This is a genomic window from Streptomyces sp. NPDC005706 (genome assembly GCF_040631045.1).
Classification (GTDB): domain Bacteria; phylum Actinomycetota; class Actinomycetes; order Streptomycetales; family Streptomycetaceae; genus Streptomyces.
In genome coordinates, this window is record NZ_JBEXYS010000005.1 from 414,098 (window position 1) to 427,928 (window position 13,831).

The 13,831-nt window shown below is 68.2% G+C and carries 10 protein-coding genes; 3 read left to right on the forward strand and 7 right to left on the reverse strand.

Features of this window, described 5'->3' with window-relative positions; translation table 11 throughout:
* The first annotated feature begins 61 nt into the window (after positions 1–61).
* From ABZ478_RS13170 to ABZ478_RS13180, 3 genes are all read left to right on the forward strand, one after another.
* Positions 62–1,135, forward strand: a complete 1,074-nt coding sequence (locus tag ABZ478_RS13170) for a ParA family protein (protein WP_358929846.1) — start codon at positions 62–64, stop codon at positions 1,133–1,135.
* Complete coding sequence (locus ABZ478_RS13175; protein ID WP_359548260.1) at positions 1,132–2,229, forward strand: ParB/RepB/Spo0J family partition protein; 1,098 nt, start codon at positions 1,132–1,134, stop codon at positions 2,227–2,229. The genes ABZ478_RS13170 and ABZ478_RS13175 overlap by 4 nt, the downstream gene beginning before the upstream one ends.
* A gap of 312 nt (positions 2,230–2,541) precedes the next feature.
* A complete protein-coding gene (locus ABZ478_RS13180) occupies positions 2,542–3,159 on the forward strand; it encodes a GNAT family N-acetyltransferase (protein WP_359548263.1) in 618 nt (205 codons plus the stop codon).
* Between the two features lie 107 nt (positions 3,160–3,266).
* Here ABZ478_RS13180 and trxA read toward each other — a convergent pair whose 3' ends face one another.
* The 7 genes from trxA to ABZ478_RS13215 all read right to left on the reverse strand — a co-directional run bounded on the left by trxA (position 3,267) and on the right by ABZ478_RS13215 (position 13,677).
* Positions 3,267–3,599, reverse strand: coding sequence for a thioredoxin (gene trxA / locus ABZ478_RS13185; RefSeq protein ID WP_359548265.1), 333 nt, complete (start codon positions 3,597–3,599; stop codon positions 3,267–3,269).
* Between the two features lie 63 nt (positions 3,600–3,662).
* Positions 3,663–4,634 carry a thioredoxin-disulfide reductase gene (gene trxB, locus ABZ478_RS13190; RefSeq protein WP_359548268.1) on the reverse strand — a complete coding sequence of 324 codons (972 nt, stop codon included), beginning with the start codon at positions 4,632–4,634 and terminating at the stop codon, positions 3,663–3,665.
* Positions 4,635–4,803: 169 nt separating this feature from the next.
* Entirely contained in the window at positions 4,804–5,733 is a 930-nt protein-coding gene (locus ABZ478_RS13195; RefSeq protein ID WP_359548270.1) for a zf-HC2 domain-containing protein, read from the reverse strand.
* On the reverse strand, positions 5,730–6,443 hold the full coding sequence (gene sigM / locus ABZ478_RS13200; protein ID WP_359548273.1) for an RNA polymerase sigma factor SigM: 714 nt from the start codon (positions 6,441–6,443) through the stop codon (positions 5,730–5,732). The genes ABZ478_RS13195 and sigM overlap by 4 nt, the downstream gene beginning before the upstream one ends.
* 641 nt (positions 6,444–7,084) lie before the next feature.
* Positions 7,085–8,803: a protein kinase family protein gene (locus ABZ478_RS13205; RefSeq protein ID WP_359548276.1), complete on the reverse strand. Its 1,719-nt coding sequence runs from the start codon at positions 8,801–8,803 to the stop codon at positions 7,085–7,087.
* Between the two features lie 118 nt (positions 8,804–8,921).
* Positions 8,922–11,276: a murein biosynthesis integral membrane protein MurJ gene (gene murJ / locus ABZ478_RS13210; RefSeq protein WP_359548278.1), complete on the reverse strand. Its 2,355-nt coding sequence runs from the start codon at positions 11,274–11,276 to the stop codon at positions 8,922–8,924.
* Positions 11,277–11,322: 46 nt separating this feature from the next.
* Positions 11,323–13,677: a DUF6049 family protein gene (locus ABZ478_RS13215; protein WP_359548281.1), complete on the reverse strand. Its 2,355-nt coding sequence runs from the start codon at positions 13,675–13,677 to the stop codon at positions 11,323–11,325.
* Positions 13,678–13,831 lie beyond the last annotated feature (154 nt).

Sequence of the window (13,831 nt, forward strand, 5' to 3'; positions counted from 1 at the left end):
GTCCACAGAGGTGGATTTCTCCACAGAACAACAGGCCTCACTGGTTCACGACCCCGAAGACATGGGAGGCTCTGTTCATTGCGAGCCTGAAGTCGAGGAGAGTGAATCCTTGCGGTCCGACGCCAACATCGCGGGACCGATGACCGATCCGGTCCCCGGTCCCCGTACCGAGTCGATGGGGGCGGATGTTTCACGTGAAACACCGCCTCCGATGGACGACACTCCCATCGGTCGTGCTGCCCAGCTGGCGGTGGAAGCTCTGGGGCGAGCAGGCGAGGGCCTGCCACGACCCGAGCAGACCCGAGTCATCGTGGTCGCCAACCAGAAGGGCGGCGTCGGTAAGACGACGACGACCGTCAACCTTGCCGCTTCGCTGGCTCTGCACGGCGGCCGCGTCCTAGTGATCGACCTCGACCCACAGGGCAACGCCTCGACGGCGCTGGGGATCGATCACCACGCCGAGGTTCCGTCGATCTACGACGTCCTGGTGGAGAGCAAACCTCTCGCGGAGGTCGTCCAGCCCGTCCCGGACGTCGAAGGCCTCTTCTGCGCCCCGGCCACCATCGATCTCGCCGGTGCGGAGATCGAGCTGGTTTCCCTCGTGGCCCGGGAGAGCCGGCTGCAGCGGGCGATCCAGGCGTACGAGCAGCCGCTGGACTACGTCCTCATCGACTGCCCGCCGTCGCTGGGTCTGCTGACGGTCAACGCTCTCGTCGCCGGCCAGGAGGTTCTCATCCCCATTCAGTGCGAGTACTACGCGCTGGAGGGTCTGGGGCAACTGCTGCGCAACGTCGACCTGGTGCGAGGCCACCTCAATCCCACTCTGCATGTGTCGACCATCCTGCTCACCATGTACGACGGCCGCACGCGTCTCGCCTCGCAGGTCGCGGACGAGGTGCGCACCCACTTCGGTGACGAGGTGCTGCGGACAAGCATTCCCCGCTCGGTCCGTATCTCCGAGGCGCCGAGTTACGGGCAGACGGTGCTGACTTACGATCCTGGATCGAGCGGCGCTCTCTCCTACCTTGAGGCCGCCCGAGAAATCGCGCTGAGGGGCGTTGGCATCAGCTATGACGCGAGCCAGGCCCACATCGGCGCCCAGAACGATCCGAACATGGTGGAGGGCATCCAGTGAGTGAGCGACGGAGGGGGCTGGGCCGTGGGCTCGGCGCACTGATCCCTGCTGCCCCGACCGAGAAGGAACCGGCTCAGGCCGGGATGGGGAGCCAGGCTTCCACATCCCCGGCCGCGGTGCCGATGATGTCGGACCGTGGGGTGGCCGCGGCGAAGGTGGCCACGCTGCCGTCTGTGTCACAGGGGACCGAGGAGCCTCCGGCGGTCCCAGCCGTGGAGGTGCCCGCGCCTCCGGTGGGGGCTCATTTCGCTGAGCTCCCCCTCGACTCCATCACGCCGAACCCGCGCCAGCCGCGTGAGGTCTTCGACGAGGACGCACTCCACGAGCTGATCACCTCCATCCAGGAAGTCGGTCTCCTCCAGCCCGTCGTCGTCCGGCAGATCGGCCCCGCCCGCTATGAGCTGATCATGGGTGAGCGGCGCTGGCGGGCCTGCCGTGAGGCCGGTCTTGAGGCCATCCCGGCGATTGTGCGGGCCACCGATGACGAGAAGCTCCTGCTTGACGCCCTGCTGGAGAACCTGCACCGCGCGCAGCTCAACCCGCTGGAAGAGGCAGCGGCCTACGACCAGCTCCTGAAGGACTTCAACTGCACCCATGACCAGTTGGCCGACCGGATCGGGCGCTCGCGTCCGCAGGTCTCCAACACTCTGCGTCTGCTGAGGCTCTCACCGGCCGTGCAGAAGCGGGTGGCCGCTGGTGTCCTCTCGGCGGGCCATGCCCGAGCGCTGCTGTCCGTCGAGGACTCGGAGGAGCAGGATCGGCTTGCTCACCGCATTGTGGCGGAGGGGCTGTCCGTTCGGGCCGTCGAGGAGATCGTGACCTTGATGGGCTCGCGGCCTCAGAAGGCTTCGCGGGCCAAGGGCCTCAGGGCCGGAGGGCGGGTCTCTCCGGCGTTCAATGAGCTGGCGACGCGGCTGTCGGACCGCTTCGAGACGCGGGTGAAGGTCGAGCTGGGCCAGAAGAAGGGCAAGATCACCGTGGAGTTCGCCTCCCCGGAGGACCTCGAGCGGATTCTGAACACGCTCGCTCCCGGTGAGCGCCTGGCCCTCCAACAGAGCCTGCAGGAGAGCGCGGCCGGCGAGGCCGACGACTGATTGTCAGTCACGCCCCAGTGAGCTGAAGAGCGGACGGCATCCGGTTGTACCGGAAGGCGGTCCGCTCTTTGCTTTGAGGCGGTATCGACCCACTCGCTTCGTGGATACGATGCGAGTGGGTATGGCGCATCCACCTGGCGGATCTCTGAGTGGGGAGACAGGGGCCATGCGATCGATGAGCCGCACCGGATTGGTGAGCGCGGGCCTGGGTATCGGGGTCGTCGGCGGATTCGTCGGCAGCCTGCTCAGGCAATGGAGCGTCCTGACAGCAGCTCGCGATGCGGCGGGCGGAGGAAGCGAGGAACAGCTTTCATGGGGCGTCGGGTCGTACCGCTCACGCTGGACAACCTCGAAGACCTCCCCGGGCGCTGCCGTTCGTGTGTCTTCTGGGAGCTGGATCCCGTCAGCGGCGAGGCCGCGGTAAAGGCCGGTACGTCCGCGCTGGAGAAGGAATCCTGGATCTCCGCCGTGCTGCTGGACTGGGGATCGTGCGGCCGGGTGGTCTACGTCGACGATGTCCCGGTTGGCTTCGTGCTCTACGCGCCGCCTGCCTATGTGCCGCGCTCCATGGCCTTTCCCACGAGTCCGCTCTCACCGGATGCCGTCCAGCTCATGACGGCGTTCATCCTGCCCCGTTATCAGGGACAGGGGCTGGGCAGGGTGATGGTTCAGACGGTTGCCAAGGATCTCCTTCGCCGCGGCTTCAAGGCGATCGAGGCGTTCGGTGATGCCCGCTGGAAGGAGCCCGCCTGTCTGCTTCCCGCAGACCATCTCCTGGCCGTGGGGTTCAAGACGGTCCGGCAGCATCCCGCGCATCCCCGTCTGCGGCTGGATCTTCGCTCGGCCCTCTCCTGGAAGGAAGACGTGGAGCTGGCTCTGGACCGGCTGTTGGGGGCGGTTCAGAAGGAACCGGCACTGCGGCCGCTGTAGAGGGCGGTGTCAGCGGAGCCCGATCATGCGAATGGGCCAACCCGTTGGGGTTGGCCCATTCGTGTTTCACGTGAAACATGCGCCGCCGGTTCGACGGCATCGACCGACTACTCGGCGATGAACTCCTCGAGGTCCCGCACGATGGCGGCCTTCGGCTTGGCGCCCACGATCGTCTTGGCCACCTCGCCACGCTGGTAGACGTTCAGGGTCGGGATGGACATGACGCCGTACTTGGCGGCCGTACCCGGGTTCTCGTCGATGTTGAGCTTGACGATCTCGATCTTGTCGCCGTATTCGGCGGCGATCGCCTCCAGCGACGGGGCGATCTGGCGGCAAGGACCACACCAGGCGGCCCAGAAGTCCACCAGGACGGGCTTGTCGTTCTTGAGGACGTCCTGATCGAAGGAGTCGTCGGTCACGTTCTTCAGAGTGCCGGCCACGGCGGGCTCCTTAACTTGGTCGTGCGGTGAGGCGGAGGTGGGCGAGGATCGGACGGCGGCGGTTCAGACGGCGGCGGTCTTCTCGGGCTCGGCCTTGTCCTCGTCGGCGAGGGCGGCGAGGAAGCGCTCGGCGTCGAGAGCGGCGGAGCAGCCGGTACCGGCCGCGGTGATCGCCTGCCGGTAGGTGTGGTCGACCACGTCACCGGCGCCGAAGACGCCGGTCACGTTAGTGCGGGTGGAGGGGGCGTCGACCTTCAGGTACCCCTCCTCGTCGAGGTCCAGCTGGCCCTTGAAGAGCTCGGTGCGCGGGTCGTGGCCGATCGCGATGAACAGACCGGTCACCGGCAGCTCCGACAGCTCGCCGGTCTTGATGTTGCGCAGCTTGAGCCCGGAGAGCTTCTGGTCGCCCTGGACCTCGGCGACCTCGCTGTCCCAGACGAACTTGATCTTCGGGTCGCCGAAGGCACGCTCCTGCATCGCCTTGGAGGCGCGCAGCGTGTCCCGGCGGTGCACGATCGTGACCGACTTGGCGAACCGGGAGAGGAAGGTGGCCTCCTCCATCGCGGTGTCGCCGCCGCCGATCACGGCGATGTCCTGGTCCTTGAAGAAGAACCCGTCACAGGTGGCGCACCAGGAGACACCGCGGCCGGAGAGGGCGTCCTCGTTCGGCAGACCGAGCTTGCGGTGCTGGGAACCGGTCGTGACGATCACGGCCTTGGCCTGGTGGACCGTTCCGGCGGTGTCCGTGACGGTCTTGATCTCACCGGTCAGATCGACGGAGACGATGTCGTCCGGGATCAGCTCGGCGCCGAAGCGCTCTGCCTGGGCCCGCATGTTGTCCATCAGGTCGGGGCCCATGATGCCGTCGCGGAAGCCCGGGAAGTTCTCCACCTCGGTGGTGTTCATCAGGGCACCGCCGGCGGTGACGGCACCCTCGAACACCAGGGGCTTCAGCGACGCGCGCGCGGTGTAGAGCGCCGCCGTGTAGCCTGCGGGCCCGGAGCCGATGATGATCACGTTACGGACGTCGCTCACGGCTTGATTCCTCGTCTCTGGTCTGTGTCAGTCGACCGGTGGAGCCCCTTTCGGAGCTCTCACCCACCCAACGGATCCTAGGGGGTCCGCATTCCCGGTGTGTCCGGGCACACGGGGATGGCATGGGGTACGGATGACCGCACAGGCGCCGAGGAATCCTCCGACGAACTCAGGACCGGGGAAACGACTGCTTCATCAGTACCTTGCTGACGGAGTTCGGCTGCTGATGGACGCACTCCGCGTCGACGACATAGGCGGTGACGCGGGTGCTGTCGCGGGCGTCGGGCACCACGACCAGGTAGGCGCTCCTACCGGCATAGATGCCGGTCTTGGAGCCCAGGACGTCGTCGTGGCTGTTGATCGCCTGACGGACGCAGTCAGGGACTGGGGGCTGGGACTGAAGCAGCGTGTTGGCGCTCTGAGTGGACCCGGGGCCGGTTTGCTCGGTCTCGACCCCCGACCGCGGCTCACTGGAGCGATGCTGCCTGGATTTCCCCGCGGCCAGCAGATCCTTGACCTGACTCTGGACGCTGTCCCCTGAGAAGCTGCCGGCGGACGGCGCTGCAGTGCCGTGAGCCGTCGTACCGGATCCTCCACTGTTCAGGGACTGCAGGACCAGGGATCCGGCGCCCAGGACCGCGGCCGTGAGAAGGGAACCCAGGACTACCGTCCTCCGGCGACGCCCACGCCTGGCACCCTTGCGTCCCGGGCCAGTCGCTGCGGTGGACCGTCCAGCAGGGCGGCCCGACGGGTTCGATGTTTCACGTGAAACACGGCCACCGCTCTCCTCGTCCGTCGGTGCCTCCGTCCCGAAAACCAGAACCGACGCGTGACTGGCGTCAGAGGCGGTGTCGGCTGCCTCCGCGGCGAGGGCGGCGTCGAGGCGGCCGACGATGTCCGCGGGCATGCGGGGGACGTCCTCGAGCGTGCCCAACAACCCTCGGATCTCCTCCAGGGAGGCGAGGACGTCCGCACACGGCTCGCACGCTTCCAGGTGCCGCCGCACCTCGACGCCCCGGTCCGGCGGGAGCAGGCCCTCAGTGAGGTCGGAGATCTCCGCGACGTCCGGGTGCCCGGCCGTGTCTGTCGTGGAAGTCACGCTCGCCCACCTCCGCCCTTCGCCACTGCTGAATCACTCGGACCCGTACCTCCGGCATCTCTGCCGTGAAGGCCCGTTGCAGGTGGGACGGATGTCCCCTGCATCCGGTTCCGTCCGGGAGCGGGTTCTTTTTCGTCACTGGTGTTTCCGGGCCGCAGATGGCCGAGCAATGGAAGAAGCCTGGCTCTGCCCCGGGCGCACCGGCTCTTCACCGTCCCGGGCGGCACATCGAGGATCCGGGCGGCCTCGGCGACGGGGTAGCCCTGCATGTCCACCAGGACCAGAGCAGCGCGCTGCTCGTAGGGAAGCGTGCCGAGCGCCTCCAGGAGCTGCCGGTGCAGATCGTTCCGCTCGGCGGGAGCCGAGGCGGACTCATGCGGCTCCAGCAACTGCTCCAGCCGCTCGGTGTCGTCGACCGGGGCGGTCTTCCGGGTGGCGGCCTTCCGCGCGCGGTCGAGACAGGCGTTCACGGTGATCCGGTGCAGCCAGGTCGTGACGGCCGATTGACCCCGAAAGGTGTGCGCGGCCCGATAGGCGGACACCAGGGCGTCCTGGACGGCGTCAGCGGCCTCCTCCCGGTCGCCCAGCGTCCTAAGCGCCACGGCCCAGAGCCGGTCCCGATGCCGTCGGACGATCTCAGCGAAGCAATCGGGGTCGCCTTCCACGTGTCGGGCGAGCAGTTCGGCGTCCGTAATGTTCTCTTCGATCACTTACCTCCCCCTGTGATGGGATTTGACAAAGGGAGCAGGCTGCGATTCTACATGAGAGGAGGATTAGGTCATTCTATTCGCATTCCCCTCGCTCGAATCACTTCGGCCACCCCGGAGTAGCTATAGTATGTCCATGTCAACCAATTGGGGGGTATGTTTTGTTTAGGTTTCGATCTATGGCCACTGTGATGGTCATGGCTGCTGCCGTGCTGTCCACATCGGTATCGTCGGCCTCGGCTGCATCAAGCGCATATTGCCATTCCGACGGCTCTGAGGGTTGGTGGTATGGAAGCTGGGCCAGCTACACCAAGCTGGATCCCCTTGAGCTGCACCTTTCGGACACGGCTGCGGACGGCCACCATGCTGCCATACGACTGGTAACCAAGAATGGAACTGGGGCCACTGTTTACTGGCCTTGGCATCACATATATGGCGGCAAGGGCGACTCGGGATACTGGAACACCTATGCCTCTGACCCTAAGGGAATCGAGGGAGCGACCGTAGACGTCGGCATTTTTGAGGGGGACCAGGCGCTTGCCTTCTGCCGAGCGGACTGGACTTCTTACCGCTAACCTCTGAGCCGTAAAGCGGTCAACGTGGGGAAGAGGCGTTCCTTTCTTCCCCACGTTACTGTCTGCCCTCTAGCCCGTGAGCTTGATCTCTGAAACCCCACCCCTGAAAAGTCCCGGTGATCCGTCCGTGGGTAGTTCGGTGATGTGAATGAGTAGATACCGAGTGCGGATCGGCTTGGACGGCGTGACCTTCGTTTCAAGATCAGCTTTTTTCGACGCCGCGACCTGCTGTGGAAAATCGCTCAATGACGAAGGGTTATCAGTATTGGCGTCGGCGGCCAAAATCTCGATGGTTTGTCCGCTTCTGTACATAAGAGTATCGATGGACGCCACGTTCTTCACCTCTCCGAGATCGACGATCAGTCCGCTACCTTCCTTCCGGGCTGGAAGGTTGCCGAAATTCGCGTATCCCCGGTATTGAGGCGTTACCCATGCAGTATCAGGGTCCCCGTCGATAGCCAAGGGAACCTGATCCTCCTTTATGCCAGAACCGCTCGGCATAAACTCCCGGGCGCCCTTGATGGCGATGGGCTTGCCGTCCGTGGGCTTCTTCGGGCTCTTGTCGCCGCCGTCCTGCGTCTGGGTGTTGTTGGTGTCGTTGGGGTTGTCGCTCCGGTCCATCAGGGCGTCCGCGAGCTGCCAGCTGCCCAGGCCCAGAGCGGCGATGAGCAGGGCGGAGACGGCCCACTTCAGGACCTTGCCGGTGCGGCTCTGCAGCGGGGGCGGCGGGGGCGTGAGCGGCTGGGTGACGCCGGGGTGCGGAGCGGGGCGGCCGTAGGTGCCCTGCTGGTACGTGGTGCGCTGGTACTCCGGCGGCGCGGTGAAGGCCGGCTCCGGCGGGCGGATGCGGGGCATCTCACCGATCGCCTTGACCAGTTCCTCCGGCGTGGTGCACGCGGCCTCGTGACGCGAGGCGGTGGCGCCGTCGTTGACCAGGGCTCGCATGGCGAGCTCGGACAGGCCGCGGTGCACACCGGCCCGTACCTGGTCCGGTGCGATCAGGCCGATGTCCTTGGGCAGCCCTGACAGGCCGTAGGCGTCGTTCTCGTACGGCCAGCGCTGGGTGAGGGCCGCGTACAGCAGGGCGCCGATGGATTCGGTGTCCGTGCGCTGCGGGGTGTCGGAGCTGATGCCGCGCAGCGCCGCGTTCACGGCCAGACCGCGGATGCGCCACTGGCCGGTGGAGGCGCGCAGGACGGCGTTCGGGTTCAGCCGAAGATGGGCGAGGCCTTCGCGGTGAGCGGCGGCCATGGCGGAGGCGACCTGACTGACCATCTGGTAGGCGTCGTGCGGCTCCAGTGGGCCGGCCGCGAGCAGCGAGGTCAGTTCGGTGGCGTCGGGCAGCCATTCGTGCACGACGTAGACGAGGTCGTTCTCCTCGACGGCATCGAGGACCTGGACGAAGCGCGGGTCACCGAGCAGCGCCGAGGACCGGGCGGCGGCCAGTACCGACCGTGCCCGCACATGATCGGCGGGCAGGATGTGGACGCCCACGGCACGACGGAGTTTCTCGTCGACCGCACGCCAACTGCTGAATCCGTCCAGACGGGTGACGCACTCCTCGAGGCGGTAGCGTCTGGCGAGCTTGTGACCGCTGTGCAGTTCGGGCGGTGAAGCCTTCTTGCCGGGGCCCTCCGTCCCGCCGCTCCCCTGTGCCTCGTCGCTGTCCGTATCCCGCTCCGGGTCATGGGCCACCCCGTCGGCCGTGGACTGGTCCGCCTTCGCGGTCAGCGGCTCGTCACCGCTGTTGTCTGCCACGTCGACGGCAGCCGTGCTCCGTTCCGCCACCGTCGTCCCTGCCTCCCCATCCGTTGCACGCTGTCCGACGCCGAATCCAATTGTGCCCACAGTCCGGCGCTATGCACGACACACAGCCGCGGACGATGGTTGTGCGCCTACCCCCGCCTCAGCGCCCCAGACGCCCGCGGACCATACCCACGAGCGAGTTGAGTTCCTCGATCCGCATCTTGCGGGCGGCGACGAAGAAGACGCCGAGCAGGACCGCGCCACCGGCGATCAGCGCGGCGAACGAACCGACGACGCCCTGGCCGAGGGTGTGCCCGATGCCGTAGCAGGCCGCACCGCTGAGCAGAGCCGCCGGCACCGAGGCGATGCCGAGCCGGGCGTAGGTCCGCAGCACCCGGGCGCCGTCCAGGTCACCGCCGAGCCGCTTGCGCAGCCGCCGCCAGGCGACACCCACCCCGATCGCGTAGGCGAGGCCGTACGCGGCGGCCATGCCCGCCACCGCCCAGCGGGACGGCAGCAGGAAGTAGCAGAGCCCCGAGACAGCGGCGTTGACCGCCGCCACGATGACGGTGTTGTAGAAGGGGGTGCGGGTGTCCTCGTACGCGTAGAAGGCACGCAGGACGACGTACTGCACCGAGTACGGGATCAGGCCGAGGCCGAAGGCCATCAGCATGTAACCCATGTTGGTGGCCGAGCTGATGCCCGCCGAGCCGAAGATCAGCGTGCACATCGGGATGCCGAGCGCGAGGAAGCCGAAGGCGATGGGCACGATGGCGACCGCGGTGGTGCGCAGCCCCTGGGAGATGTCGTCGCGGACGGCTCCGCCGTCGCCCTCGGCGGCCGAGCGCGAGATGCGCGGCAGCAGCGCCGCCATCAGGGACACCGTGATGATGGCCTGCGGCAGACCCCAGATCAGCTGGGCGTTGGCGTAGGCGGCGAAGCCGGTTCCCTTGACACCGGAGTCGTCACCCGCGGCGGTGGACAGCTGGGTCACGACCATGGCGCCCAGCTGGTTGGCGAGCACGAACAGGACCGTCCACTTGGCGAGCATCGCGGCCTTGCCGAGGCCTTGGCCCCTCCAGTCGAAGCGCAGCCGGATCCGGAACCCGGTTTCCCGCAGGTACGGGATCATCGCGAGCGACTGCACCACAAGACCGAGCAGCACACCGGCGCCGAGCAGCCGCTGGCCCTGGGGCGGGATGCTCTCGACGGCCAGGTGGGAGTTGGCCGCGGTGCCGTAGACCCAGATGAACATGCCGAGCGAGATGATGATGACGATGTTGTTCAGGACCGGGGTCCACATCATCGCGCCGAACTTGCCGCGTGCGTTCAGGATCTGACCCATCACCACGTGGATGCCCATGAAGAAGATCGAGGGCAGGAAGTAACGGGTGAAGGTGACCGCGACCTCGTTGGCCGCCGGATCGTCCGCGATGGTGGGTGACAGCAGCCGCACCAGCAACGGCGCCGCGAACATGGCGAGACCGGTCAGCGCGGCCAGGGCCACCATCACGAGGGTCAGCAGGCGGTTGGCGAAGGCCTCGCCGCCGTCCTCGTCCTCCTTCATGGAGCGCACCAGCTGCGGCACGAAGACGGAGTTGAGGCCACCGCCGACGGTGAGGATGTAGATCATCGTGGGCAGCTGGTAGGCCACCTGGAACGAGTCGGCGAGCAGGCCGAGACCCAGTGCGGCGGCGATCAGCGCGGAGCGGACGAACCCGGTGAGCCGGGAGACCATCGTGCCCGCCGCCATGACCGCGCTGGACTTCAGCAGCCCCGCTGCCTTCCCGCCCTTCTTCGGGACGGGCGGGGCGGCCGTCGCGGTGGCGGCCGCACCGGCGGACGCGGGAGCCGCGGCGGGGGCCGGCACCGACGGCGGCGTGGGGCCGCCGGGAGCGGTGGGTCCGGACTGGTACGAGGCGTCCGCGTACCGGTTCGGGTGCTGCGGGCTCTGTGCGTGCGGTGGCGCAGGGTAGGGGCCCGCGGGACCCTGACCGCTGCCCGGCCCCACGGGGCCGGGAACGGCCGGGGGATCCATCGGCGCGGGCCCGCCGCCCTGTTGCTGGTCCCGGAAGAGGTGCGCGAAGGCGTCCGGCTCGTGGTACTCCTCACCGGAGTGCGTGACCAGGTCGTCCACGCCCACGAACTGGGTCGTGCGGGGATCGTCGCCGTAGGGCAGGTACGGGGTGGCGCCGTCGGGCTCCGGCGCCGGGGTCTGCGCCCAGACCCGTGGGTCCGGCGCGTGCGGAGACTGGGCCGGCGGGGCGTACAGCGGCTGCTGCTGCTCGTACGTGCCCGGGGGTGGCGGCGGGTGCGCGGCACGGTCGTACAACGCCTCGGCGACCGGGTCCTGGGCGGCGAGGTCCCGCGCCCGGTAGGGGTCCTGGTCGTAGGCGTCCTGGAGGTACATGTCCGCCGCGTGCTGCGGCGGCACCTGGCCGGGCTCGGGCGACGGCTCGGGGTGGCCCGAGCCGGCCGCGCCCTGGCCGCGATCACCGTCGTACGGCGCGTTCATGGTTACCCCACCTCATCGTCCCGGGCCACACCGGCCACGACATCGCTCAACGGTCCACTCTCTCACCCGTCCCGGACGGGTCGGTGTTTTCCGGAGCGGTGTCCGGCGCAGGGTCACTCGGCTGCTCCGGGTCCTCCGCGCCGGACTCGTCGGAGAGACGGTCTCCGGGTGCGTCGGGGTTCCCGGGATCGTCGTCGGTCTTCCCACCCTCCGTGCCGGGACCGTCGTCGTCCGTCTGGCGGGCCACCGCGCGCTTGCGCTGGGTGTACATCCGGAACCCGGCCAGGACGAGCAGGAGCACACCGCCGCCGATGACCAGCATGACGGTGGGGGTGACCTCGGTGACCTTCACGTCGAAGCTGACCGGGTCGCCGTACTCCTGGCCGTCCTGGGTGTAGAGCTGGGCGAAGACCGTCACGCGGCCGTTGGCGTTGGCCGCGGTGGTGAACTTCACGGTCTGACTGTGGCCGCCGGAGACCTCGACGGGCTGCTCGTCGTAGCCCTTGCCGTGGATCTTCAGGCGGGTCGGCATCGTCGAGGTGAGCCGCAGGACCAGGTGGCTCACGGGCTGCACGAGGTTGTTCTGGACGGTCACCGGGATGGTGGCGCTGCGTCCGGAGAGCTTCGTCTCGGACTTGTCGATCAGCTTGACCTGGTCGGCCAGATCGTCGAGCCAGGCCTCGACGTCGCCCCGGAAGCTGTCCGCCTCGGTACCGCGGCCGCGCCACGACGTGGACATCTCACGGTTTATGGCCCGCCCGAACGGGGTGATCACCCGGGACTGGTCGCTGAGAATCACCTTGAAGTTGTCGAGCTTGTCCTGGGTGCGCGCGATCTGCTCGAAGGCCGTCCTCGGGAGCTCCCGCTTGCGCAGCGAGGAGGGGTAGGCGGACGTCGACGGGATGCGGGTGGTGGCGTCGGGGTCCGGCTTGGCCTTGGCGGCCGCGGTGAGGTTCTGGGCCTGGGACCAGGTACCGCCCTGTAGCTCCTTCACGGCCTTCGCCATCGCCTGCGCCTGGCTCGCCGACGGCATGCGCTGCGGGGCGACCACGATGCTGCGCTGCGCGTCCGTCTGCGCGTTCACTTCCAGGCTCTGCGCCAGGAACTGCTGGACGGCGAGTGTCGCCGAGCCGGCCTTGGTGAGGTCGTCCTCGAAGGCCGTGGACAGCCGTGTGTCGGAGACCACCGCCGTGGTACCGCCGCCGACCGGGCGAGCCGCGGACGGGGTGTACGGCAGTCCGGCGGTCTCCTGGAGGCTGTCGCTGCGCGCGATCACACGGTCCGCTCCGGCGGAGGTGGCGACCTTCATGATCGACGGGTCGACGGCGCCCTCCACGGGCCAGGCGAAGTCGGTCGTCGGTGTGACGTGAAGCACGGTCTTCACGGTGGTGGCGGCGACGTCGGTGGCGTCCTTCAGGTGGCTGAGCGAGCCGGTGACGCTGGTACCGCTGTGTGCCAGGGAGGCCAGGTCCGGGTCTGCGAAGGGCAGGGCGACGACCTCCTTGCCCACGACGGCCTTCTGGAGCTTCGCCAGCCACTGCTTGGCGACCGCCTGGTGCGGGCCGGCCGTGGTGGTGCCGTCCTCGCCCTGGAGCCGGTAGCTGCCCGCCATGGCGTCCACCGAGGCCAGCAGGTCCGGGTCGATCACCCAGGTGACGTCCAGGTCCTTGCCCAGGTCCAGCATCTGCGCCAGCCGGCCCCCCGGTGCGATCTCCTTGGCCAGGTCGTCGTTGCGGAAGACCGGCGTCTGCAGCTCACCGGGGCCCGTCCTCGCCGTCAGGTGGGAGGTGGAGATCAACGGCCACAGGAAGGTGGTCCTGGTCCTCGTGTCCGCCTCGGACGGCTGCCACGGCAGGAACGTCCGCTGGATGCCGAGTACCTGGTCCCAGGGCTGGGCGGAGGTCTGCCCGGACAGGGCCACACCGAACTCGTACACGCCGTCCTGGCCGAGGTCGAGCTGATCCACCGGGACGGAGATGCTGAAGTGCTGGGCGACGCCGGGCGCGAGCTTGGCGAACTTCTCCACGTACTTGCCGCCGACCTCGGGGCCGGTGCGGGTACGGAGGTCGTCCGAGTGCCGGGAGACGGCGTCGATCGCCGAGCGGGTGTTCAGCAGGGGGCCCACCCGCAGGCCCACATGGGCGCCGGTGACGTTCTGCTTGCCGGTGTTCGTCACCGTGCCGGACACGGTCACCGTGTCCCCGTCCGTGGGGGCGCCCGGGCTGAGCGAGTCCAGGGAGACGGACACCGGGCTGGAGGAGGCGGCCTGTGCGGGCGCCGCTGCGGGCAGCTGCAGGAGTCCCGCCAGCAGCGGCACACCGGCGAGCAGTGCTCCGGTGCGCCGCAGCCACCGGCGGGCAGGTGAGGCACTGGTCCCCTGGAAGTCAGCCGCCTCGGCCACGCGCTCGCCCGTCCCTCGTCGTCGTCAGTGGTCGTCGGAATGTGCGTCCACGCATGGTAACGAGGCGCGCTGAGTGGAAGTGCCGCGGTCTGCTCCGCAAGACCGGGAAGCGGTGGCGCCACGTCCTCTATATCCAGTATCGAGGGGAGAGCGC

Excerpts from the sequence above, each read along its gene's own strand:
- murJ (WP_359548278.1), bottom strand. The coding sequence starts at position 11,276 with ATGAACGCGCCGTACGACGGTGATCGCGGCCAGGGCGCGGCCGGCTCG.
- ABZ478_RS13180 (WP_359548263.1), top strand. The coding sequence starts at position 2,542 with ATGGGGCGTCGGGTCGTACCGCTCACGCTGGACAACCTCGAAGACCTC.
- ABZ478_RS13170 (WP_358929846.1), top strand. The coding sequence starts at position 62 with ATGGGAGGCTCTGTTCATTGCGAGCCTGAAGTCGAGGAGAGTGAATCC.